Genomic DNA, 24,277 nt, shown 5'->3' with positions numbered 1-24,277 from the left:
CAATGTAGGTAAATACGTTTAATAAGAGACTAATTAGACCTGCAGCTCTAATTGGTCTTGTTTTTTTGTTTTGTACAATGAACTATTCAATGCTGCTATCGCTCAAAAAACTTTTAGGAGGAAATATCATGAATACCACAGTACGTTTGACTGAAAGATCCGGCTCGACCTCTTCACAGCGGAGCAAAGGCTTTGTACCGGTTGTCGTCTACGGTGCAGGTTCAGATAGCCAGTCCTTTACAGCGGATGCGAAGACATTGAACGAGATTCTGGGCAAAAACCCGCGGGCCATCCTCAAGGTGGAACTACCGGATTCCGGCTCCAAAAACGTAGTGATCCAGGAAGTGCAGCGCCAGCCATTGTCCCGGAAGCTGCTGCATGTGGACCTTCACCAGATTGACATGAAGGCTGAACTGGATACCAAGGTGGCTTTCCACTTCACCGGAGATCCTGCCGGCGTGAAGAGCGGCGGCATTCAGCAGGTTGAATTGTATGAGCTGGATATCCGCACACTGCCGGACAAGCTGACCGCCACCTTTGAAGTGGATATCAGCGGACTCGACGTTGGCGACCAGCTGCTGGTTTCGGATCTGCCGAAGCATGAAGGCTGGGAAGTGCTGACCCCTGAAGATACGCTGATTGTGCGGATTGCACCGCCTGTAGCACAAGAGCCAGCAGATGCTGAAGCGGACGAGCCTGCAGCTTCCGAGGCTTCCGCAGAACAGAAGACAGAGGAATAAATCGTATTACGATCTGAATAGCGTACTAATATACGCAGCTATCAGGAGCAGACACATCCTTTCCGGGGAGCTGTCTGCTCCTTTTGCTGCATAGGAACGGAATGGGGATTAACACCCTTAACTTGGGAGCAAAAGGAGAACTGCATATGGACGGGACAATCATTAATCTGATCAGCGGCTCAAATGCCAAACTGGATGAGGCTTCAATGAATGCGACAGTGAAAATATCCTGCAACAGCTCCCCCGCGGAGCTGGATCTCAGCTGTTTTATGGTGGGACCGGACGGAAGGGTGCCTGCGGACGATTATTTTATTTTCTATAACCAGCCCGTAGATCCGCAGCGGGCCGTGCGGTTTGAGCCGATCGATAAATACAGCGGCGAGTTTGTCATCGATCTGCGTGCCTTGCAGAGCTCTGGTGTTGAAAAATGCGTGTTCGCCGCGACGCTGGACGGGCCGGGAACCTTTGCCGAGGTCAGAGGCTGCAAGATCAGTGCTGCGGCAGGGAATACGGAGCTTGTATTCGCCATGACTGAAGGCAAGGCTGAAACCTCCCTGGTTCTTGCCGAGCTGTACCGCCACGGACAGGGCTTCAAGCTGCGGGCCGTTGGGCGCGGTTTTCACGGCGGGCTGAAGCCGCTGGCGGAAGCCCATGGCGTGGAGGTGGAGGATGAACCGGCAGCGGAGGCTGCCAGTACAGGCGAACCGGGTCATACGGCTGCGGCTGCTGCCGAGCTGTCAGCTTCCTTCGCCGAAACGGCAGCAGCATCGGCGGCATCGCCGCCGGCACAGCCAGCTCCCCCGCTGAGGCTCAACCTGACCAAGATCGACCTGCACAAGCAGCAGGTGAAGCTTTCACTGCGCAAAAAGAATATGGAGCAGGAAAAAGCACGCGTAGCCGTCGTTTTTGACGCGTCCGGTTCCATGTCAGCGCTTTACCAGAAGGGAGTGGTCCAGCGTGCTTTTGAACGGATACTTGCCGTGGCCGCCAGCATGGATGATGACGGAATGCTGGATGTCTGGTTTTTTGCCACCAAAAGCAAACGGATGCCCAGTGTAGGTGAAGCCGGATATGAGGACTATGTGAAACGCACCTATCCGGGGCCGCGCATGTTCGGGGGCCTTGGCATCGGCAATAATGAACCTGTTGTCATGGCAGACATCATCAAAAAATATACCAGGGAAGATCCGGGCACCCTGCCGGTGTACGTCGTATTTTTCAGTGATGGCGGAATTTACGAGACGCCGAAGATCTCCAAGCTGCTGATTGACAGCTCAAAGCACAATATTTTCTGGCAATTTGTCGGTCTTGGCCATGCGGATTACGGCGTGCTGCGGGAGCTGGATGATCTGCGGGGACGATATGTGGACAATGCGGATTTTTTTGCCCTGGATGACCTGGATGAAGTCAGCGACGAAGAGCTGTACGACCGTTTGTTCAACGAGTTTCCCAAGTGGCTGCGTGAAGCCAGGGAGAAAGGTGTGATCAGAAGCTGATCGTTAACCGTTATTCGATTTTGAGGCCCGAAGTGTTATATACTGCTGATATAATCGGCACGGACCATGTGCTGCGAAATTAATGCAGCGAGATCTGAGCGTATGGGAGAGAGGAATGGAACATGGGCGATATTCGTTTTGTCTCGCGTGAAGAATTGAAAAAGGCGGCAGAGCTGTCGGATCTGGTCTTTCGGGGAGAGGAACAGACCTCAATGGCAGCCAAATTTCCGGGGATTTTCTCCGGCAGTTTCATGAGTTCACCCGGTGTATTTAAGGACGGGCAGCTTGTTGCTTTTGCCGGACTTGTTCCGGGTTTTATACAGATAGGCGCTGCGTCTGTGCCGATATTCTCACTTGGCTCGGTATGCACGCACCCTGAATATCGGGGAAAAGGCTATGCTAATGCCATACTGCAACGCGTGTTTGATCATATCGACAGATCAGGCGGTTCGCTGCTGCTCGTATCGGGTACACGGGATCTCTACATTCGGCAGGGATGCCATACCTTCGGATCTGTGCGCAGCTACCTGCTGACTACAGAGAATGAAGCAGTCAGAAAGGCAGCAGCTGGCCCGGCCTTCGTCCGCGAGGCAGAAGAACAGGACTGGTTTGGGCTGCAAAGGCTGGCAGAGAACCGTGAAGTGCGGTTTAATCGCAGTTTATATGAGCTGGCCACACTTGTAAGAGCTGAAGCCATCTCAGATATATATAAGCTAAAGCAAAAGATCTATGTTGCGGAAACGGATGGCCGCTTGCTGGCTTATGCTGTTATCGCCGTAAGAAAGGAGCTGAAGACGGATGCCGTACCGCTTGTTATCGAATGGGGCGGAGCACCGGAGGCCGCCCTTCAAGCGATCACCTGGGCGATTGCAGCGAATGGGATTTCTGAGCTTATGTTACCGGTTCCATGGCATGAGACGGAGATGATAGAAGCCTTGGGAAACAGCGCTTATCTGGAAACACCTAATCCTGGCACAGTCAAAATCATCAACCCCGTCCGGCTCTGGCTGCAAATTCATCCATATCTGCAGCAGAAATCCCCGGAAGCCGTCAACGGTGTTAAGGTTCACTATGCTGCTCCAGGGGGAGAAACTGTGCTGACTGTGAATGGAACGGCGGTTCATCTGAATGACAAGGAGCTGATTTCGCTGTTTTTTGACACCGATCCGCAGCTTGAACTGCCGGCCGCAAGCCGGGAACAGCTGAAGGAGCTGTTCCCGGTTCCGCTTCCCTATGCTTCGGGACTGAATTTTGTATAATGCAATAGAATAGGCTTGAAGAATGAGCGGAAATCCTCCTCAGGGCGGAGGTCCGCTTTTTTGACATGGAATACAATCGGAAGTGCAGTGAGACAAGTTAGAAAGCTTACGGAAATGGATAGGTAGGCAGGGACTCCTTTGTTTACAACGTAACAGTGTTATGTTACGATGCTGCTAGGGGTGATCACCATGGAAGAAGATTTGATCTCCAAGAAGGAGCTGCTGGATTTAACCGGAATCTCTTACGGACAGCTGTACCGCTGGAAACGAAAGCAGCTGATTCCGGAGAATTGGTTCATCCGCAAGTCAACATTTACCGGACAGGAAACCTTTTTTCCGAAGGAACGAATGCTGGGGCGCATTCAGCATATTCTGAGCAAGAAAGATGACCTTTCTTTGGATGAGCTGGCAGGCAAGCTGTCGGATATGACATGGGTGCAAAAACAATTGCTGACCTTGGAAGAGGTCAGAGAACGTAACATTGTTTCATCGATAACTTTGGAGCGGTATGGGCAGCGTGACAGGAACGAACATAAATATTCATTTGATCAGCTGCTTCATCTGGTTGCTGTTGACCTCCTGCTCGGCAAGGGGGAATTGAGCCTGGAGGAGGCCGATCTCCTACACCACACGCTGAATGTGAATCGGCCGCAATTTCAGGGCAAGCGCTGGGAGCTGTTTTTTGCACGTAAAATGGGGGTCGGCTTTTTCCTCCAGGCTCTGGCTCCGTCAGAGCTTGTTTTTGATGAGGGAGTACGGCTGATCAGCAGGATTACACTTGATGATCTGACAGAACAGCTGCAGGGCAAGCTGGGTTGAAGGACTGGGGCAGGCCGCAGACAGATAATGAGTGATTCAACCGTTTGCGGTAGGTTGGCATAATTGGGGAGGTTAGATTATGGATAAAGATGCAGCGGCAGATTTACAGATTGCGGGGATAGGAGGGGCAGCAGGCGGAGCCTATAACCATGTCAGTCTGGAGGGACTAAGCCGGATCAACGGCCCGGTGACAGCCCGGACATTTACAGGAAACGGCCGGATGAGGTTGGGCGGCAGTCTCACGGTAGAGCAAATGGAAACGAACGGTGATCTCAAAATAGGCGGCGGCCTGCGGGTCGGCACGATGAAGCATGACGGGCTGCTGAAGGTTGAAGGCGGCCTGCACGGAGAAAGCTTTACGCTGAACGGGATGGCTGACATCAAAGGCGACTGTGAGCTGGAGAACTTTACCGCTGAAGGTGTTGTTGCGATCGGGGGCTTCCTCAGCGCTGGAAGTGTCGAGTTGGTTTTGCAGGGTCAGGCTAAGGTAAAAGAGATAGGCGTGGAGAGTCTGGTTATCCGCAAAGGCGGTTCGGGAGCCTGGAGCAGGCTGGCTGGCGGCATGATCCCGAAATTGAGGGCAGAATTACAGGCAAGGGTAATTGAAGGTGATTTTCTTGACCTGGAATATACGGAAGCAGAGGTTGTAAGAGGTACTGTAATTATCATTGGAGAGGGCTGCCGCGTTGGCCGGGTAGAGTACCGTGACAGGCTGACGGTGCATCCCGGAGCCCGTGTGGGAATGGAGGAGAAGATCGGTGGATGAGACAGCAAACCGGACAAATCTGAAAATACTGGGGAATTCAACATCGGCGGGCGGATGTTTCCTGGACGTCAAGGTGACCGGGGAATGCACATTCAATGGGGATGTGGATTGCCGGAAATTGACACTGATGGGTGAAACCAAGGTCAATGGCAGCCTGGTCATGGAAAATATGAAGCTTACAGGAGAATGCTCCGTGAAAGGCGGCATCGAGGGTGAGTCCCTGCGCGGACAAGGGGAGATCAGGGCGGAAAGCGTACATGTGGATGGTATCAAATTCACCGGGAATCTGAGCGTAGCCGGCAATTGTGATGCTGAGGAAATGCAGATTAGCGGTGCGGTCCAGGTAGACGGGCTGCTCAGTGCGGAGACGCTGGAAATATCGCTGTATGGTCCGAGCAGGGCAGCCGAGGTCGGGGGCGGAAGCGTCAAGATCAAACGCAGCCTTGGCGGGGCGCTGATCAGACCGGGACATCCCGGACATTTGAGCTTCGCTGCGGGTTTGATTGAAGGAGATCAGGTGGAGCTGCAGGGTACGGCAGCCGAAACGGTCAGAGGCGGGAGAGTGGTCATAGGTACCGGCTGTGAAATTGGCACAGTTGAATACCGTGATTCTCTGGATATCCATCAGAATGCTATTGTGAGGAATCAGATGAAAGTGTAATGCCCCAAGTGAAATTCATACTATAAAAAATAAGGAGTGGGTCCTATGAGCTCAGCTCAAAAAACGCCGAATCTCGGCATTGTTATTGCAGGTTTACTGCTGGGCATCCTGATGGCCTCCATGGACAGCACGATCGTGGCCACAGCCATGGGCAACATCGTTGGTGAGCTGGGTGGAATGGACAAATTCGTCTGGGTTACTTCGGCGTATCTGGTTGCCGAGATGGCGGGGATGCCGATTTTCGGCAAGCTGTCTGATATGTACGGGCGCAAAAAATTTTTCATTTTCGGGATCATTGTATTTATGACCGGTTCAGCCCTGTGCGGGACCGCAGACACCATCACCCAACTGGCAGCTTACCGGGCCCTTCAAGGAATCGGCGGCGGCGCGCTGGTGCCCATTGCTTTTGCCATTATGTTCGACGCTGTTCCGCTGGAGACACGCGGCAAGCTGGGCGGCGCCTTTGGTGCGGTGTTCGGGCTGTCCAGCATTTTTGGGCCGCTTCTCGGAGCCTACATTACGGATCACATTGCCTGGCAGTGGGTCTTCTATATCAACCTTCCCCTGGGAGTAATCGCATTTGTTATGGTGGTCAGCTTCTACCGGGAATCGGTGGAGCATTCGAAGCAGCCCATTGACTGGCCGGGTGCGGGAACATTGCTGGGCGCTGTAATCAGCTTAATGTTCGCACTCGAACTGGGCGGCAAAGAGTATGCTTGGAACTCCGCGCTGATCCTGGGCTTATTCGCGGCGTTTGCCGTACTGGCGGTGCTGTTCCTGTTCGCAGAGACGAAGGCCAAGGAACCCATAATCTCTTTTGCCTTATTCAGACAGAGATTATATGCCTCCAGCATTTTATGTGCCTTGTTTAGCGGTGCGGCATTTATCGCCGCCTCGGTGTATATTCCAATTTTCATCCAAGGCGTGCTGGGCGGCTCGGCCACGAATTCCGGGCTGGTGCTGCTGCCGATGATGGTCGCCTCGGTCATTACCGCCTCTACCGGAGGGTTCCTGATGGCCAAGACCAGCTACCGCAGCCTGATGGTGCCCACACTGGCCCTGCTTGTACTCGGTACGGGTCTTGTAGCGACCCTGGCACCGGATGCCTCGCGCCTTCTCGTCACGCTCTATATGATCCTCATCGGACTCGGAGTCGGCGCCTCCTTCTCGGTGCTCAGTACGGCCGCAATCCATGGCCTGACCCCCCAGCAGCGCGGCTCGGCCAGCGCAACGCTGAACTTCATCCGTTCGCTTGGGATGACCATCGGAATCACAGCCTTCGGGATCATTCAGAGCCATTATCTCAGCTCGAAGCTGACCGAAGTATTCACGGGGACTGCCGGAGCCGCACCTGGCGGCGCGCTGGATTTCAAGGACCCGCATGCGCTGCTCTCCCCGGAGACACGGGCACAGATTCCGCCGGAAATTCTGAGTAAAATTACCGACGGGCTGTCATTCTCCATTACCAGCACCTTCGCCTGGGCTGCTCTACCTGCGCTTCTGGCACTTCTGGCCGCCTGCTTCATGGGCCGCCAGAAGATGGATGCTTCGGCTGAAGGGCAGATGCCTTCCGGACACTGATGCTGCCTGCGGGGCGGAGTAGTCCGGCAGGCAGACCGGCTGCAGACTACTTCTCTTCTGCGACCAGGAAACGCAGCACGGTTTTCAGCTTCCCGGGCTGTGTTCGGCGCGCATCCGTGACATAAATTTCCCGGTGGGTCTTGGAGAGCCGCCGCAGTCCATGCTCCGCGCAGTATTGTTCCATCTTCCTGAAGCTTGCAGGTTCCTCATCATAAGGGCCTGTATGCAGCATTTGGACAGATAGGCCGTCTTCGGAACTGCCGAAGACGGCTTTTTGCAGCAATGGGTGCGGCTTCGTGCCCTGCACCTTCTCCAGAATACCGCCGGCAAGAGCCGGGGTGACGAAATCCGGTAGCCGGATCTTTATAGTGTACACCAATTCGTTTTTGTCGAGGGCTGCCTGGCTGCGGCCTTTTTCGCTGAGATCCCATACTCCCTCCAGGGGGAAAATGCTGTATTCATAGTAATCTTCCGGTGCCGGACCTTTTTTGGGCAGCATTTTGATCGCATAAGTGAGGGAGTAGAGCACACCCACCGCCTGGGCAAAGTCCTCACTGTTTGGGTTACCTTCACCCTTCAGCATGAAGTAGTTGTATTCGGGTACCGTAATCAGCGCTTTGTCCTGTTTTTTCCATTCGTATTTCATTAGTATCCCTCCGTATTTTTTAGTGGCTATCCTTTGAATTCATGCCTAACTTCAGAATATCATGTGAAACTGGACAGGTGTCTGTCAGGTCGGCGGATAGTGGATAATTATACTCTGCACAGGTAGAATGAAGAGAATGGTGTCATATTCTGGAGTGGAGTTAGGAGGATTACCAGTGATTATACAGGCTGAAATGATATTGGACGTACAAGCGGAGCTTGGCGAGGGGGCTCATTGGGATTCAGAGGCTGGCCGGCTGTATTGGGTGAATATTGATGGCAGACAGCTGCGGATTGTCGACCCCGTGACACTCAGCGAGCGGATTTATGCTTTTGGGCAAAAGATCAGCGCGGCTGTTCCCGCAGTTAGCGGCGGCTGGGTGGTGGCTTTGCAGGATGGGATTTACAAATTTCAGGAAGATCAGTCTTTGGAGTTGCTGGCTCAAGTAGAGAAAGATCTTCCCGGCAACCGGCTGAACGATGCGAAATGCGACAGCAAGGGCAGACTATGGTTCGGCACCATGAGCATGGAGGACAAGCGGGATGCGGGAAGCTTATATGTGATGGAGCCTGGAGGCAAAGTGCGGAAGGCACTGTCGGGGATCGGCATCTCCAACGGCCTGGCGTGGGATGACAGCCGCGGACTGATGTATTACATTGATACCTTGACCCGGGGCGTGGATGTAATGGATTATGATCTGCAGAACGGCACGGTCAGCGGACGCAGAACAGTGGTGCGGTTCCCGGAAGGTGCGGGCGGACCGGATGGAATGACCATCGACAGCGAGGGAATGATCTGGGTGGCCCATTGGAACGGCGGCTGTGTCTCCCGCTGGAACCCCCACACCGGCGAACAGCTTGGAAAAATTGAAGTACCTGCACCGCTCGTAACTTCATGCGCTTTTGGAGGCGAGCACCTGGATCAGCTGTATATTACTTCGGCACGTGGCGGTATGAGTCCTGAGGAGTTGCAGCGGTGGCCGCTTGCAGGCGGGCTGTTCAAGGCAAATACGGGCATCAGGGGAGTGACGGCGAATCGTTTTGCAGGTTAAACCAGATAGGAGAGGCACAGATGAAGCTAATGAATTTTTGGGAATCAGGCAACCTGCGGCTGGGTGTGAAGAGGGAAGAGGGCATTCTGGATGTGGCGGCGGCGCTGAATCCACTGCCGCAGCTGGCAGCGGAGGCTGTTCCGGCAACGCTGAGAGAATTGCTCGATGGAGGGGAAGCGGCGCTCGGCAGCCTGCGTAAATTTGCCGGCACGCTGCCTTATCATGATGAAGGAGCGAAGGCTTTTTACAGAGATGAAACCTTGCTTGAATTCGCACCGTGTACAGCCATCCCGGCAAAATCATCTGCATCGGGCTGAATTACCGCAGACATGCTGAAGAAACCGGAATGCCGCTGCCGGAATACCCGATTCTTTTCAGCAAGTTTTCGAACAGCCTGGCCGGTCACGGCATGGAAGTACCGCTTCCAAGCTCGACGCAGAAGGTCGATTATGAAGCAGAACTGGGCATTATGATCGGCAGGACGGTCAAAAACGTAAGCGAGGAAGAGGCGCTTGATGCAGTGTTCGGTTATTTTGCCGCCAACGATCTGTCCGCCCGTGATCTGCAGACGCGCACCAGCCAGTGGCTGGCGGGCAAATCCTGCGACCGGTTTGCGCCGGCCGGGCCTTATGTAGTAACGGAAGATGAGGTTGGCGATCCCGGATTTCTGCGCATTAGCTGTTCAGTGAACGGAGAAGTCCGGCAGGACTCCAACACCTCGGACATGATTTTCGGCTGCAGGCAGATCATCAGCTACATCTCCAGCTGCATGACCCTGTCGCCGGGTGACATCATCCTTACCGGAACTCCGGAGGGTGTCATGATGGGGTATCCGCCGGAGAAGCAGGTCTACCTCCAACCGGGTGACGAGGTTACCGTGGAGATAGAAAAGCTGGGAAGGCTGACGAACCGGATGGTTGCGGAAGAAGCTTAAGCCGGTCAGTATAGCATTGCTTAGACTGGCTGCTGTAATCAGGCAGCAGCAGTATTGATGAGATGGATGTAAAAGAGCTGTTCATTTGCGGAGCTTGCAGATGAACGGCTCTTTTTTTACATATCAGAAAGTATAAATCGGGGTCCCCGCAAAGTACCGGAATCAGCTCCATGCAAAGGCCCAGCATAAAGGCCCAGCATAAAGGCCCAGCGCAAAGGCCCCGCTCGTGGGGATATTTTAAGTTACTTAGGAAAAATATGATGATCTTCTGTAGGGGGAGAAGCAACGGCAGAACTGCCGTTGTTGGAGCGCCGAAGCGGCAAGCCAAGTGGAAAAAAGGAACTTAAATTCCTAAGAAATCAACAATCGAGAGATTTAAGTGGAAAAAAGGAACTTAATTTAGCAATTTTCCCTTATATGGAGCGAAACGGGCTGAATTAGTGTGCCTTTTTCCACTTAGCCTGCCGGGTTGCTCGATGCTCAAGCAAATTAGTTATACTTTTTCCACCTAAACAACTAATGAAGCGTAAAGAAGATACGTGCACTTCTTACACAAACTTTTTGAACGGGCCCCGTTAGGGGGATGTGCAGAAACAACGGCAAAACTGCCGTTGTTGGAGCGCCGTAGGCGGGTTTGTGCAGAAACAACGGCAGAACTGCCGTTGTTGGAGCGCCGTAGGCGGGTTTATGCAGAAACAACGGCAGAACTGCCGTTGTTGGAGCGCCGTAGGCGGGTTTGTGCAGAAACAACGGCAAAACTGCCGTTGTTGGAGCGCCGTAGGCGGGTATGTGCAGAAACAACGGCAAAACTGCCGTTGTTGGAGCGCCGTAGGCGGGGATGTGCAGAAACAACGGCAAAACTGCCGTTGTTGGAGCGCCGTAGGCGGGTTTGTGCAGAAACAACGGCAAAACTGCCGTTGTTGGAGCGCCGTAGGCGGGTTTATGCAGAAACAACGGCAAAACTGCCGTTGTTGGAGCGCCGTAGGCGGGTTTGTGCAGAAACAACGGCAGAACTGCCGTTGTTGGAGTGCCGTAGGCTGGTCTGCCTGGATACAAAGGCAGACCAGCCTTTCTTTAGCCCTCACAGGGAGGATCAGAAAGGCGGCAGCAGGAAATTCGTCCGCTCGCCTGTGAAAATCGTCCGAAACTGTATTACCGCTCTCCCAGAAGGCCATTCCGGCCTCTCTCCCGGGAGGGAGGTTTTTTAGTCTAAGATGAAAGCGCAAACAAAAATCTGGATAGAGGAGATTCAATATGGGGGTACCTTCAGGCGAGCTGCTTCGCGGCGTGGAACCGGTCCGGCCATCCCGTTGGAAACTGCAGAACAAATACAAGCTGTTTCTTTTGGCGCTTCCTTTTCTTGCCGTGACCTTTGTGTTCTATTATTTGCCGGTCAGCGGGTGGATCTACGCCTTCTATGATTTCATCCCCGGCATTCCGCTGTCGGACACACCCTATGTCGGGCTGAAGTGGTTCCGCACCCTCGTTGCCAATCCCACGCAGACCGGGGAGGTGCTGCGCGTGCTGAAAAATACGGTGGCGATGAGTTCACTGGGGCTGGTCACCTCGGTTTTTCCGGTCATTTTTGCCATCCTGCTGACGGAGATACGGGCGGGCTGGTACCGGAAATTTGTGCAGACCCTGACGACGATTCCGAATTTTATCAGCTGGATTCTCGTTTATGCGCTGGCCTTTTCACTGTTTTCCGTGGATAACGGTGTTGTGAACCACTTTCTGGTGCAGCTGGGGATCGTGAATGAGGAATTCAATTTTCTGGCTTCCAGCTCTCATGTCTGGTTGACCATGATTGCCTGGTATTGGTGGAAATCCCTTGGCTGGGGTGCGATCCTGTACCTGGCGGCGATAGCCGGCATAGACCAGGAGCTGTATGAAGCGGCGGAAGTGGACGGGGCCAGCCGGTTCCGCAAAATCTGGCACATCACCGTTCCCGGCATCATCCCGACCTTCTTCGTGCTGCTGCTGCTCTCCATCGGCAATTTTGTCAATAACGGCATGGAGCAGTATTTTGCCTTCCAGAATGCGATGAACAAGGATGCGATAGAAGTGCTGGACCTGTATGTGTATAACATCGCTTTTGCCAACAATTTTCCGTTCGCCACGGCGGTCAGTATGCTGAAGTCGGTCGTCAGTGTCATCCTGCTGTTTGCGGCCAATACGCTGTCCAAGGTAGTGCGCGATGAGTCGATCATTTAAGGAAGGTGATTCCATTTGCTAAAAAAGCTGAAGCCCGGCGATGCCCTGTTCCAGGGAATCATCTATGTGCTCTTCGGTGTGTTCACCCTGAGCTGCATCTACCCGTTCTATTACCTCTTCATCAATACCATCAGCTCGAATGATCTCAGCGCGGCGGGTGACATTAAGTTCTACCCCCAGCAGATCCATTTTGACAACTACTCGAAGGTGCTGCGGATCAGCGGACTCAGCCATGCGGCGCTGGTGTCTGTATATCGGACCCTAGCGGGCACCTTCCTCACCGTGGGCGCTTCAGCCTTTCTCGGCTATCTGTTCACGAAGAAGGAGATGTGGGGCCGGCAGATCTGGTACCGCAGTGTTGTCGTCACCATGTATTTCAGCGCAGGGCTGATTCCCTGGTACATCACCATGCACAATCTGCACTTGACCAACAATTATCTGGCCTATATTTTGCCGACAATCATTACTCCATTCAACATCATTCTCGTCAAAACCTTCGTGGAGGCTGTTCCGCCTTCACTGGAGGAGTCAGCAGCGATGGACGGGGCGGGTGTTCTGCGGTCCTTTTGGAGCATCATCGTCCCGCTGACTACTCCGATTCTGGCGACGATTACGATTTTTTCGGCAGTCAACCAGTGGAATTCCTTCATTGACACGGCATTTCTGATGACGGATACCAAATATTACACGCTGCAGTTCCTGCTCTGGCGGTATCTGAATGAGTCCAGCTCGCTGGCTGCACTCATCCGCAGCTCCCCGGATATGGCGGCCAGCGTGCAGAACATGCAGACACCGACCTCCGTCCGGATGACCGTAACGATGATCGTTGTGCTGCCGATTCTGATCGTGTATCCGTTTTTCCAGCGTTTTTTTGTTAAGGGCATTATGATCGGTGCCGTCAAAGGCTGACCGGTGTGTCCACCAGCCTTAAGTCAATGCTTTCGAAGCGGGTTTTGTATGAAGTAATTCAAGCATGCGACGCTCACAATACTTAAGTCTATGCCGTTCGAATCGAGTTTTGTACGAAGACTTTCTAGCAAGCAACGCTCACAAAACTTTTAGGAGGTATGAAGCCATGAAATTTAAAAAGCTGCCGCTCATTCTGCTGAGCATGGTGCTGGTGCTGGCATCCTGCGGCGGAGGTAACGGAAACTCAGGCAAGACGAACACGGCAGAGAGCACCGGCAAGCCGGCGGCTCAAGCGACGGATGCTGCGGCTGGGTCCGCAGTGCCCAGTGACGGGGCGCTCGACCATTCCAAGCCGCTGAAGCTGACAGTATTCTCTACCACTGCCAACTATGCAGGGCCGCAGACCGGCTGGTTCGCCAAAATTATCAAAGACAAGTTCAACATCGAGCTGGACATTGTCGCCTCCAATTTAACCGGCGGGGACACCAAAATCTCCGCTATGATGGCCTCCGGCAATCTCGGCGATATCATTGTCTTCGGGGACGACAAGAACCATTATCCGAATGCGATCAAAGGCAAGCTGCTGCTGGACTGGACCCGGGATGGGCTGCTGGATAAATACGGTACGGATATCACGAAGCAGTTTCCGAAAGCCGTAGAGAAAGCAAAGGTTGCTTTTGGCGGGGGCAGCGCGGTGTACGGCATCGGGAACAGTGTTGCCACGAATCCCTCGGGACCTTCCGAAGGAAAAGATATGACTTGGGGACCGGATCTGCGCTGGGATCTGTATCAGCAAACCGGTGCTCCGGAAATCAGCACCATTGAGGATTATCTGCCGGTGCTGAAGAAGATGCAGGAGCTTGAACCCAAGAATGAGCAGGGGAAAAAAACCTATGCCTTCTCGCTCTGGTCCGACTGGGACGGCAACTATAAAATGACGCTGGCAAAGCAGTTCGCGAATATGACGGGCTATGACGAAATTCCCGACACAGCACTTTATGTCAAAGCGGACGAAGAGAAATATTATGATTTCATCTCCGGGGACAGCTGGTACATGAAATCGCTCAAGCTGTATTACGAGGCGAACCAGATGGGGCTGCTGGACCCCGACTCGCTGACGCAGAAATTTGATGATGTGGTGGCCAAGTATAAGGATGGCCGTCTGCTTTTCTCCTGGTTCCCGTGGCTGGGCGCTGCCAACTACAATACGCCGGAAAGAACAGCAGAAGGCAAGGGCTTCGCACTTGTACCGTTCAAGGATGAGCTGATGTATTCCACAGGCTTCAACGTTTACGGCGGGAATGGCATCATCGCGATCGGCGCGAAAGCCAAGGAGCCTGCGCGGATTATGGAATTCCTCAATTGGATGTATACGCCTGAAGGCGCGATGATCTCGGCAGGCAGCGGAACGGCGGTACCGAACGGACCGCAGGGGCTGGCCTGGGATATTGACAGCAGCGGCAAGCCGGTAGTTACCGATTTCGGTTGGAAGGCGTACGCGGATCAGCAGAACACGAAGGTTCCCGATGAATACGGAGGCGGCGACTATTACTATGGCTCGAATCAGATGAACTTTTCGTTTATTGTGCCCGCAATGGTGAATCCGCAGACCAGCGAGCCTTATGACCATAACTTATGGACAACATCATTGGAGCGCAACCCTACGAAGCTCGATAGCGACTGGAGAGCAAAGATGGGCGTGCTGACAGCGAAGGAATATTTTGAGAAAAATAAACGGCTTGCCGTTGCGCCTCAGGGCTTCACCGGTAAAGCACCGCTGACGATGGACAAAACGCTGGAGCAGAAGAATAAGCAGATTGGAACCGTGATTCAGCAGATTTCCTGGAAGATGGTTTTTGCCAAAAATCAGGCGGAATACGACAAGCTGAACAAAGAAATGCATGATAAAGTGAACGGACTCGGCTATGCCGATGTGATGGACTTCTCGGTCAAAAAAGCGGAAGAGCTGTTCGAAGCCCGCAAAAGTGTGAAGTAAGCCACTCGGGCAAATAGAAGCAGGGCAGGGCGGTGAGGTAGCTGCTCTGCCTTATTCTGTTCGAATTAAGATAAATCTGGTATTCTTGGAGTACTAGGTGAAACGCTTTCATTGGAGGAGAAGAAGGACGTGCGGATACTCAAAAGGAAAGCGCTCCGGCAGACTCCGGCAGGCCAATCGCTGCGGACGACGCTGGTGATATATCTGCTCGTCGGAACGCTGCTCCCGCTGCTTATAGTCGGAATAGTATCCTATACATCGATTTATTCCATTCTTTCCGGCAAAATCGGCAGCGGCATCCGGGCAAGCCTGCAGCAGGAGGCGCTGATCCTGGAGAACGCCATCGATAATCTGGATTTTGCCTCGAAGCAGTTTGCGCTGGATGGTCAAATCGTGGAAGAGATGTCTTCCTTTCTGGAGGAGAAACAGATTTACCGCAAATCCCGGATCATGAATTCAATCAACCAGAAGATCAATCTCGTCAACTTCACCAATCCTTACATCGGCTTAACGGCATATATTATGCCAGGCAGCGATGACCCTGTTCTGTTCACTAATATGAGTACGCGGCGGGATTTCGATCTTGGCAGGCTTCCGTCCTTTATGCGCTACAACGGGGCTGATTATTACGGGCCGCACGAAACGATGTATGCGGTTGGCGACAATGTAGTTTTTTCGGAGCGGCGGATCGTCCGTGTGAACGGCCGGCATGAGCTGTACATCTATCTGGAGACGAATTACAGCCTGCTGCGCAAAATCTTCAATCCGCAGGCTTACGGGATGCAGGTGAATCATCTGCTGGTCAACCAGAATAACAAGGATGTTCATGTGATTGACGGTGAATTGCCTGCATCTGTTGTGGAAGCAGCCCGGGCAAGCAAGGGTCCTGCCCATGAGGTGCTGGATGGCTATCATCTGTTCCGCTACGAGAGTCCGCAGGGCTGGAAGCTTATGGCCGCGGTTAAGAAATCAGTATATAGCAGTGAAATCTCTTCCTGGTTCTACAAAATGATTTTGCTCGCCCTTTCGACTCTGCTGTTTGCCGGAATGCTGGCCTGGCTGATCTGGAAAAGGATCTACGGCCCTTTGCGCAAGGTGAACCTCGAAATTATCCGGATGGCGGAGAATGTAACGGCTCCGGTGGCTTTTACGAACGTTGCGGAGTTCGACTTCGTGCTGATGAACTTCCAGCAGATGAAGGATCAGGTCAATGAGCTGATTCTGGCTGTAGCCCGCAATGAGAAGCAGAAAAGCCAGTTCGAAATCGAGAAGCTGCTCAGTCAGATCAACCCCCATTTTCTGCATAACACACTGAATACGGTACAATGGCTGGCCCGCCTGAACGGCCAGAAGGAAATCGACAAGCTGGTGACGCTGCTGGTGAAGGTACTCCATTATAACCTCGGCAAGCAGAGTATTATTGTTACGATCGGGGAGGAGATTGAAGCGATACGCAATTATATGGAGCTGCAGCGCATCCGCTATGACTATGAATTTGAGTTCAACGTGCAGGCGGATGAGACAGTGCTGGGCGCAGCGGTCCCCCGGTTCCTGCTGCAGCCGCTGGTGGAAAACTCGATTTATCACGGCCTTAACGACAACGGCAGAGTGGATGTGATTATTACGGCGCATGGCCCCGGGGAAGTGCAGCTGTGTGTCAGGGATACCGGAACCGGCATGGATGAAGCCCGGATCGCAGAACTGCTCTCGGATGACGGGGTAACGGGGCGCGGGCTTGGAATCGGATTCTCATACGTCATGCGTATGCTGAGAACGTATTACGGAGAGCAGATGACACTGCAAATCCATAGCGCTGCAAATGAAGGAACCACCGTATCCATTATCATCCCCATAAAAGGCAAGGAGGACTTCGATGATTAAAGCTGTTGTAGTCGATGATGAGCGTCTGGTGCGCAAAGGCTTCATCTCGCTGATTGACTGGTCGTCCTTCGGAGTGGTGATCGTCGGCGAGGCGGGAGACGGCAACGCGGCGCTTACGCTCCTCCGGGAGCAGGAAGCAGACCTGCTGTTTGTGGATCTGACCATGCCAGGCATGTCCGGTTTCGAGCTGATCCGGCAGGTCCGCCAGCGTTATCCGGCCATTCGCTGTGTTGTGCTGACCTGCCATCATGAGTTTGATTATGTGCAGGAGGCGATGCGTCTGGGAGCGGTTGATTATATTGTCAAAACATTGCTGGAAGTGGAGAACGCCGATGAGACCATCCGCCGCCTGGTCGAGCGGGTGAAATGGGAAGACAGCACCCGGGAGTTGCTGGCGCGTGGAGAAGGCAAGGTGATGGCTGCTGATCTCGCGCTGCTCTATCTTCCGCAGCTGCCGGGAGGCAATGAAGAAGAGCTGTTTCGGCTGTCGGTAACAAAAAATAATCCGCTGATTGCGTTTCAGAACATGTGGATGACGCCGCTGCTCAGCCGGTATCCGGACAACGAAACCTGCCGGGAACTCCAAACGGTGCTGGGCGGAGGCTGGCAAGCGGCGCTGGTGAGCGGACTGAAGAATCAGCTGCTTCAGGAGGCAGAGGAAGTGCTGGGCAAGACTGTCCGGCATGCGCTGTTTTATTACTGCGGGGCTGAGGAGCCGGCCAGGCTGGATTTTGGCGGGCTGAAACGAATAGCCGGGGAACGGCTGCCTGCAGGAGAAGATATGCTGTCAGAGGCGCAGAATCTGAGATGGACCCTGGACCGGGAGGCTTGGGAGGGGTTTACAGCCGGGGTGCAGCAGAGGCAGCCCGCGCAGGAACAGATTTCGGCCTTCAGCCACTTGCTGCTCCATGACTGGAGCGGACTGCTCCTGAAGGCTGAAGAAGCGGCACAGCTGAAAGCCTCTGCTGCCGGGAACCTGAACTGGGGCCAATGGAAAAGCTGGCTGCGGCAGTTTTCCGGGTGTGCCCAGCAGCGGATGCTTGAGCTGGGGCTCAGCAAAGAGGTAGTATTCTGCCTGATCCGTGCGGTGCGCTACATGAGGACCCATGCCGGAGACAAGATCAACCAGGGCGATGTCGCCGCCGAGATCAACATGAGCCGCGGCTACTTCAGCCAGTGCTTTGCCCGTTTTGCCGGTGAAACCTTCGGCGAGAGCCTCCGGGGCATGCGGCTGGAGCTGGCCAAGACTCTTCTGCTGGAAACTTATGATCCGATATGCGAAATCGCCGGCAGATCAGGCTTTGAGGATGACCGCTATTTCAGCAGGCTGTTCCGTGAACATGTCGGCAAGCTGCCAAGCGAATACCGTGCGGAGGGGATGGAGCGGTGAACAGAGCCGTCAAATATGTTCTTCCGGCTGTGGCGCTGGTCTGCCTCGCGGCCTGCCGGGAGGGGAATGCCCCAGCCGCAGGCTCAGGGGGTACAGACACTCGGGCAACTCAGGCGGAATCTGCTGCTTACGGGAGATATGAAGAGCCGGTAGTGATGCGGATCGGCTTCAAAGTGCCCGACTCCCGGCTCAATACGGGAGACAGCAATGATAATAATCCGATTTCCCGCTACTTGGAGAGTCTGACGAATATCAAGGTCATTCATTCCTGGGAAGCGAAAGGGGAAGAAGCTTTTACGCAAAAAGCGCAGCTGGCCATCGACAGCAACGATCTGCCTGACGCAATGGTTGTGGACAGGGACCAGCTGAAAAAATTGATCGATAGCGATATGATTGCGGATCTCACCGAAACCTATAAGGAGTACGGGTCTGAGCTGATCAAGGATATGTACGATTCGACCCAGGGCGAAGCGCCTCAGGATGGAATGCGGAACGGCAGGCTCTATGGCCTGCCCAACGTGGCGATCCATGCGGATTCGCCGTCCCTGCTGTGGGTCCGCCAGGATTGGCTGGACCGGGTGGAGCTGCCGGCTCCGCGCACCTTTGAAGATATTGAAGCCATCGCCAAGGCGTTTATCGAGCAAGACCCGGATGGCAACGGGAAGCGGGATACCGTTGGCCTTAGCGCATACAACAATATCGTGTACGGCACGAAGCCCCATGTCAACGGCTTGGACACCTTGTTCAGCGCATTACATGCGTTCCCTACCAATTGGATCAGGGACAGCCGGGGCAACATTGTCTATGGTTCGATCACCCCGGAGGCCAAGGAAGCGCTGGGCAAGCTGGCCGACTGGTATAAGCGGGGGTTGATTGACCCGGACTTTGCCCTGTATAAGGAAACGCAGGAGCCGATTATTTCCGGCAAAGCGGGGATGTTCTTCGGCCCGTGGTGGATGCCCTATTATCCCCTGTCGGAAGCGGTTGCCCTGGATACCAGGGCGGAATGGAGGGCCTTTGCCGCCCCGCTTGATGCCTCAGGCAAATTCGTAACTCATATGGCTCCGGTCACCGACCGCTATCTTGTCGTCCGCAAAGGCTATGAGCATCCCGAAGCTGTGGTGAAGCTGCTGAATGCGTTCACCCGGCTGGAACGGCGAAGAGATCCGAATCTGGAGGCGGTCCGGAGCCTGGATGATTTCTCGGCGCAGACCGGCATCCAGCCGAGGGCGTATTATCCTTTCGATCTGCTGATTGATTATACAGATGCCATTGAGAAGCATTATGCGGATATGCAGCAGGCACTCCATGGCAAGATTGATCCGGATGCTCTGGACCCGGACACTCATTTGTTGTATGATCTCTGGCTTGCCGATGAGGAGCAGCCCAAAAAAAATCTGGAGGGCTGGAAAGCGGCCAATGCCTACAAATACGGAGTCTCTGTATTATCCACAACCCCTATAGAGAGAGTGCGCAGTGTCTTTTACGGAAGCACAATGCATATGCGGAGCCATTGGCCCGAGCTGCAGAAGCTGGAGAGCGAGACCTTCCTGAACATTATTGTCGGCGATTCACCGCTCAGCGATTTTGACCTCTTTGCAGCCAAGTGGAAGAGCCTGGGCGGCGATGCCATTACCCAAGAGGTGGCGCAGATTGTGAACAGCAGGGATGCGGGGAGGCAGGAATCAGAATCAGCAGGAACTTGAACATGTAGGGGCGTGGTTAACTCATTCCCACGCATCTCCTACATCGCCTTAGTAATCGATGGCCAGTTCGTCACAGTTCAAGCTTTCATATTGCCAGAATCAAAAAATATTGTGGCATATTCATAGATTGGCCGAATTTTTGCTGACCTTTTGAAGCAAAGCAACAAGCTGGTCGGCTTCTTCTTCAGTTAATTCGAAGGTAAGCTTGCTGTCTAAGTCTGCCAGGATCGACTGAAGGACAGGAGCGAACTTAACCGCCTTGGGGGTCGGATACAGCAGGGAAGAGCGGCGGTCCTTGGGATCGGTTCTCCGCTCAATATAACCGGCTTCCTCCAGCTTCTTCACCGAGCGGGCAGTTGTGGCTTTATCGAATTTCATTTCATTAGTCATTTGATCCTGGGTAATGCCGGGACGGTTCACAATCAGCTTCAAAAAGATGTGCTGTCCGCCGCTGCCGATACCGTAAGGCAGCAGTTCTTTGACCAGAAACTTTTGATTCTGGCGATAAAGCTGGGAGATCAGCTTCCCGATGGGTTCTCTATTTGAATTCAACATGGACACCTCTTTGGTTAAAATCCTGCGGACAGCAGGCACTTTCTTATAATTTAAAATAGTACAATAAAATAGTTGCGCACGCAACTAAGTTGCGGTACACTGGGAAGACGAAGTTTGGTTGCGGGCGCAACTAGTTTTGGAATAAGAGTTAGAGGTGTTGATCATGAGTACAATGACTGCTACTTATCAGGAGGATGCGGCGGTCCAGAAGAAACGCTGGATCATTCTGATCGTGCTGAATCTGTTCACCTTTATGTCCACGCTCGACGGAAGCATTGTGAACATTGCCCTGCCGGTACTCGTGAAGCAGCTCCACCTGCCGGTAGCGAAGGTGGAATGGGTCACGACAGGTTATTTGATGGCGATTTGCTCAGCCGTGCTGTTCTTCGGAAAGCTTGGGGATATCGCCGGTAAGATCCGGATTTTTAAAATCGGCACGATTATCTTCGTCGTCGGCTCGCTGCTCTGCGGCCTGAGCGCAAGCCTGCCGCTGCTGATTGCTTCGCGGGTCGTTCAGGCAATCGGCGCTTCGATGACCATGGCCAACAGCCAGGGAATTGTCACGGATATTTTTCCGGCCACTGAACGGGGCAAGGCGCTGGGACTGATCGGTACCTTTGTGTCGCTTGGCAGTATTGCCGGCCCCAGCCTGGGGGGGATAATCGTCTCTTCTTTGGGATGGGAATATATTTTCTGGGTGAACGTTCCGATTGGTCTGATCGCCATCGTGCTGGGGTGGAAGGTTCTGCCCAAGGATCTGATCCGGGTAAAAGCCAAGATTGACCTTCCCGGCAGCCTGCTGTTCGCCATATTTATAGTGGCCTTGTTTGCAGGCCTGCTGCTCGGACAGCAGCTCGGCTATGGAGACAGCCGGATTATCTCGGCGCTGGCGGCCGCAGCCGCAGCTTTTATGGTCTTTCTTATTGTAGAGCTGCGCCGGAGCCAGCCGCTATTGCAGCTGTCCCTGTTCAAGAATCCGTTATTTTCGCTCAGCATACTATGCGGTTTTCTGGTATTCGTAGCGAATTTCTGCTTTAACATCATCGCCCCGTTTTATGCGCAGAACATGCTGAACCTGTCGCCATTTTATGCAGGTTTTCTGCTCATGCTGTTTCCGATCTCCATGGTCATTGTCGCTCCGCTGAGCGGGGCATTGTCCGACAAAATCGGTTCGGAATTCCTTACCTTCGCCGGTCTGATTGTCATGGTGATCGCACAATTTGGTTTGGCCCGTCTGCATGATGGAAGTGCCGTCGCGCTGGTGGGCGTCTGGATTGCCATGCTGGGGATCGGCAGCGGGTTGTTCCAGTCGCCGAATAACTCACTGGTGATGTCCACCGTCCCGCGGACCCAGCTCGGCTCAGCGGGCAGCGTCAACTCGCTGGTCCGCAATGTGGGGATGGTTGTCGGCATCACCATTGCCACCTCTATACTGTTCAACGTAATGAGCAGCAAAGCCGGCTACCGGGTAACCGACCTTATCCCGGGTCGTCCGGATGTATTTCTCTCCGGCATGCATGTCGTGTTCATGACCTCTTCGGCTATCTGCCTGGTATCGGCGCTGCTGACAGGCTGGCGGATGATATCGATCAAAAGAGCAAAGAAGGCAAAGAGAGCCGCAGCCTGAGATTCCCTCGGCCTCTCCGCTCACATCGTAAGCCCAATTCAAGTCAAAAACCTTCCAGCCTGAGTTCAGGCCGGGAGGCTTTTTTTGTCATCTGGCATGGCCGACATCTTCATGGGGAAGTTCCCGGCGGATTCTTAAAAGCACCCCAAGCGCAAGACATGGAGGCTGAGTGGTAAAGTTCCGCTAGCTCCGGAGCCAAGGGCGATAGCCTTTTCCAACCCGCGCTGGCGAAGAAGCAGGTGAACAACCGCTAGTTGGAAAAAGGGAACTTATTTCCCCTCCAAATCTACAAATGGGAGATTTAAGTAGAATGAGGTAACTTAATTGGTGATTTTACTTAATCGGGAGCGAAATGAGCTGAATCAGTGATCCTTTTTCCAACATAGACTGCGGAGATCCGTGTGCTGGGGCAAATGAATGATCCTTTTTCCACTTGGAATTTCCGCCGGATTCATGAAAGGTCCTCCAGGCAACGCTAAATTGAAATCCAAGACAGCTACGTTATCCAGTGAAGGGCGGCGTAGCCGTTTTGTTCTGCTTTTGAGGTCTTTGTCACAAATCCGCAAGGTACATTGTCTTCAGTATGTACACACATAATGGAGGCGATTAGAATGAGTTTAAGATTTAATTACAGAGCGGTAAATGAGCAGGCTTTCCGGACAATGATGACACTGGAGCAGTATGGAGGCGGACGAATCAAGGATAAGGTATTATATGAGTTAGTGAAAATACGCGTCTCCCAGATCAACGGCTGTGCCTTCTGCCTGGATATGCATGCGAAGGACCTGATGAAGCTGGGCGATTATGCGGACCATATTTTGCTGCTCAGTGCATGGCATGAGGTGCCGTTGTTTACGGAAAAGGAAAAAGCACTGCTTGAACTTGCCGAGACAGTAACCCTTATTAGTCAAGCTGGGGTTCCTGCGGCGTTGTATGACAAGGTTATGGAGCATATCAGCCAGGAGGAGTTCGTGGACTGGATTATGGTCATCAATACTATCAACAACTGGAACCGCATCGCGATCTCTACCGGAATGTATCCGGGTTGTTTTAACTGATCCACAACAGAATTTAGGTTAGAAGCACAGGAGGGACAGCAGTGAAGGACCGGGACAGCAAGGCTGGCAGCATGACTCCACAGACAGTGGAAGATCTCACGGTGGAGGAAATCTACCGCAGCTATAATCGTTATGCCTTCTCGATTGCTTACAGAATGCTGGGAACTGTGGCTGATGCGGAGGATGCCGTGCAGGACTGTTTTGCCGGGCTGCAGCAGAGGGAGCTCAGCGGTATTCTCAATATGAAGGCTTACGTGGCTAAGGGGATTACCAACCGCTGCCTGAATATTCTCAGCTCTGCGCGCAGCCGCAGAGAGACTTATATTGGAGAATGGCTGCCCGAGCCTGTAAGCGAGGCTTACGACGGGCCGGAAGCGTCAGCGGAGCGGAAGGATACGCTGTCATATGCTTTTCTGGTGCTGCTGGAGCGGCTGTCTCCCACGGAAAGAGCGGTGTTTGTGCTGAGAGAGGCTTTTCAGTACGAATATGATGCTATAGCGGAGATGGTTGGCAAGTCTGAGAGCAACTGCCGGCAAATTTTCAGCCGGGCCAAACGCACGCTGCAATCGGAGCAGTTGCCGCCAGCGGCATCAGGGGAGGGGAACCCCGCTTCAAGAGAAAAGCTGCTGCAACGGTTCACCGCCGCTTTTGCCGCTTATGATGTTGGCGGAATGCTTGCGCTGCTGGCTGAACAGCCTGTGCTTGTCGGTGACGGGGGCGGGCAGGAAGTGCATACGATTCTTAGACCTATGGTGGGACGCAAAGGCGTGCTGGCACTGCTGACTTCGCGGAGAGTACTCCAGCGGATGCGTGAGTGGGAGGGCGCGGTCGTCAGCATCAACGGCGAGCCGAATCTTGTGTTCAAGCAGCAAGGAGAGGTCCGAGCGGTGCTCTGTCTAACACTGGACAAAAGCGGGGAGCAGATTCAGGAGCTGTACCTGGTTATGGCTCCCGGCAAGCTGAAGCATGTGGCGAACTGACCCTTGCG

The 24,277-nt window shown here is 53.5% G+C and carries 20 protein-coding genes and 1 pseudogene; 19 read left to right on the top strand and 2 right to left on the bottom strand.

Annotated features, from left to right (window positions below; all coding sequences use genetic code 11):
- Nucleotides 1-128 precede the first annotated feature (128 nt).
- The 7 genes from PGRAT_RS19355 (at nt 129) to PGRAT_RS19325 (ending at nt 7,322) form a co-directional block, all read left to right on the top strand.
- Nucleotides 129-740: a 50S ribosomal protein L25 gene (locus tag PGRAT_RS19355; protein ID WP_025704773.1), complete on the top strand. Its 612-nt coding sequence runs from the start codon at nt 129-131 to the stop codon at nt 738-740.
- A gap of 146 nt (nt 741-886) precedes the next feature.
- Entirely contained in the window at nt 887-2,236 is a 1,350-nt protein-coding gene (locus PGRAT_RS19350; protein ID WP_042267062.1) for a vWA domain-containing protein, read from the top strand.
- Nucleotides 2,237-2,358: 122 nt separating this feature from the next.
- Nucleotides 2,359-3,495 (top strand): GNAT family N-acetyltransferase, encoded by a 1,137-nt coding sequence (locus tag PGRAT_RS19345; protein ID WP_025705493.1) that lies wholly within the window; start codon nt 2,359-2,361, stop codon nt 3,493-3,495.
- Between the two features lie 189 nt (nt 3,496-3,684).
- Entirely contained in the window at nt 3,685-4,314 is a 630-nt protein-coding gene (locus tag PGRAT_RS19340) for a YhbD family protein (protein WP_025705492.1), read from the top strand.
- Nucleotides 4,315-4,393: 79 nt separating this feature from the next.
- On the top strand, nt 4,394-5,080 hold the full coding sequence (locus tag PGRAT_RS19335) for a hypothetical protein (RefSeq protein ID WP_025705491.1): 687 nt from the start codon (nt 4,394-4,396) through the stop codon (nt 5,078-5,080).
- Nucleotides 5,073-5,741, top strand: a complete 669-nt coding sequence (locus PGRAT_RS19330) for a polymer-forming cytoskeletal protein (protein WP_025705490.1) — start codon at nt 5,073-5,075, stop codon at nt 5,739-5,741. The genes PGRAT_RS19335 and PGRAT_RS19330 overlap by 8 nt, the downstream gene beginning before the upstream one ends.
- Nucleotides 5,742-5,786: 45 nt before the next feature.
- On the top strand, nt 5,787-7,322 hold the full coding sequence (locus PGRAT_RS19325; RefSeq protein WP_025705489.1) for an MFS transporter: 1,536 nt from the start codon (nt 5,787-5,789) through the stop codon (nt 7,320-7,322).
- A gap of 46 nt (nt 7,323-7,368) precedes the next feature.
- Here the strand turns inward: PGRAT_RS19325 and PGRAT_RS19320 are convergent, their stop codons facing one another.
- Entirely contained in the window at nt 7,369-7,968 is a 600-nt protein-coding gene (locus tag PGRAT_RS19320; protein WP_025705488.1) for a GyrI-like domain-containing protein, read from the bottom strand.
- Nucleotides 7,969-8,143: 175 nt separating this feature from the next.
- Between PGRAT_RS19320 and PGRAT_RS19315 the strand changes: the two genes are divergently transcribed.
- The 9 genes and pseudogenes from PGRAT_RS19315 (at nt 8,144) to PGRAT_RS19280 (ending at nt 20,049) form a co-directional block, all read left to right on the top strand.
- Nucleotides 8,144-9,019 carry an SMP-30/gluconolactonase/LRE family protein gene (locus PGRAT_RS19315; protein WP_025705487.1) on the top strand — a complete coding sequence of 292 codons (876 nt, stop codon included), beginning with the start codon at nt 8,144-8,146 and terminating at the stop codon, nt 9,017-9,019.
- 20 nt (nt 9,020-9,039) lie between these two features.
- Nucleotides 9,040-9,953 (top strand): annotated as a pseudogene (locus tag PGRAT_RS31245) (fumarylacetoacetate hydrolase family protein).
- Between the two features lie 539 nt (nt 9,954-10,492).
- On the top strand, nt 10,493-11,161 hold the full coding sequence (locus PGRAT_RS32515; protein WP_081954757.1) for a hypothetical protein: 669 nt from the start codon (nt 10,493-10,495) through the stop codon (nt 11,159-11,161).
- A gap of 46 nt (nt 11,162-11,207) precedes the next feature.
- Nucleotides 11,208-12,167, top strand: a complete 960-nt coding sequence (locus tag PGRAT_RS19305) for an ABC transporter permease (RefSeq protein ID WP_025707503.1) — start codon at nt 11,208-11,210, stop codon at nt 12,165-12,167.
- 15 nt (nt 12,168-12,182) lie between these two features.
- On the top strand, nt 12,183-13,076 hold the full coding sequence (locus tag PGRAT_RS19300; RefSeq protein ID WP_025707504.1) for a carbohydrate ABC transporter permease: 894 nt from the start codon (nt 12,183-12,185) through the stop codon (nt 13,074-13,076).
- A 166-nt stretch (nt 13,077-13,242) separates the two neighbouring features.
- Nucleotides 13,243-15,072, top strand: coding sequence for a type 2 periplasmic-binding domain-containing protein (locus tag PGRAT_RS19295; RefSeq protein WP_025707505.1), 1,830 nt, complete (start codon nt 13,243-13,245; stop codon nt 15,070-15,072).
- A 129-nt stretch (nt 15,073-15,201) separates the two neighbouring features.
- Nucleotides 15,202-16,953 (top strand): sensor histidine kinase, encoded by a 1,752-nt coding sequence (locus PGRAT_RS19290; protein ID WP_025707506.1) that lies wholly within the window; start codon nt 15,202-15,204, stop codon nt 16,951-16,953.
- Nucleotides 16,946-18,343 carry a response regulator transcription factor gene (locus PGRAT_RS19285; RefSeq protein WP_025707507.1) on the top strand — a complete coding sequence of 466 codons (1,398 nt, stop codon included), beginning with the start codon at nt 16,946-16,948 and terminating at the stop codon, nt 18,341-18,343. Before PGRAT_RS19290 ends, PGRAT_RS19285 begins: the two co-directional genes overlap by 8 nt.
- Nucleotides 18,340-20,049 carry an extracellular solute-binding protein gene (locus tag PGRAT_RS19280; protein ID WP_025707508.1) on the top strand — a complete coding sequence of 570 codons (1,710 nt, stop codon included), beginning with the start codon at nt 18,340-18,342 and terminating at the stop codon, nt 20,047-20,049. The genes PGRAT_RS19285 and PGRAT_RS19280 overlap by 4 nt, the downstream gene beginning before the upstream one ends.
- A gap of 120 nt (nt 20,050-20,169) precedes the next feature.
- On the opposite strand, the gene PGRAT_RS19275 is transcribed toward PGRAT_RS19280, so the two are convergent.
- Nucleotides 20,170-20,604: a MarR family winged helix-turn-helix transcriptional regulator gene (locus PGRAT_RS19275; RefSeq protein WP_036706066.1), complete on the bottom strand. Its 435-nt coding sequence runs from the start codon at nt 20,602-20,604 to the stop codon at nt 20,170-20,172.
- A gap of 163 nt (nt 20,605-20,767) precedes the next feature.
- On the opposite strand from PGRAT_RS19275, the gene PGRAT_RS19270 reads away from it, so the two are divergent.
- From PGRAT_RS19270 to PGRAT_RS19260, 3 genes are all read left to right on the top strand, one after another.
- Nucleotides 20,768-22,231 carry an MFS transporter gene (locus PGRAT_RS19270; protein WP_042267057.1) on the top strand — a complete coding sequence of 488 codons (1,464 nt, stop codon included), beginning with the start codon at nt 20,768-20,770 and terminating at the stop codon, nt 22,229-22,231.
- 611 nt (nt 22,232-22,842) lie between these two features.
- Entirely contained in the window at nt 22,843-23,289 is a 447-nt protein-coding gene (locus PGRAT_RS19265; protein WP_025707405.1) for a carboxymuconolactone decarboxylase family protein, read from the top strand.
- Between the two features lie 71 nt (nt 23,290-23,360).
- On the top strand, nt 23,361-24,269 hold the full coding sequence (locus PGRAT_RS19260) for a sigma-70 family RNA polymerase sigma factor (RefSeq protein ID WP_042268192.1): 909 nt from the start codon (nt 23,361-23,363) through the stop codon (nt 24,267-24,269).
- Nucleotides 24,270-24,277: the final 8 nt, after the last annotated feature.

Source organism: Paenibacillus graminis (genome assembly GCF_000758705.1).
Taxonomy (GTDB): domain Bacteria; phylum Bacillota; class Bacilli; order Paenibacillales; family Paenibacillaceae; genus Paenibacillus_AQ; species Paenibacillus_AQ graminis.
Note: the sequence above shows the minus strand (reverse complement) of the source record. Positions and strands in the feature narration are given on the sequence as shown.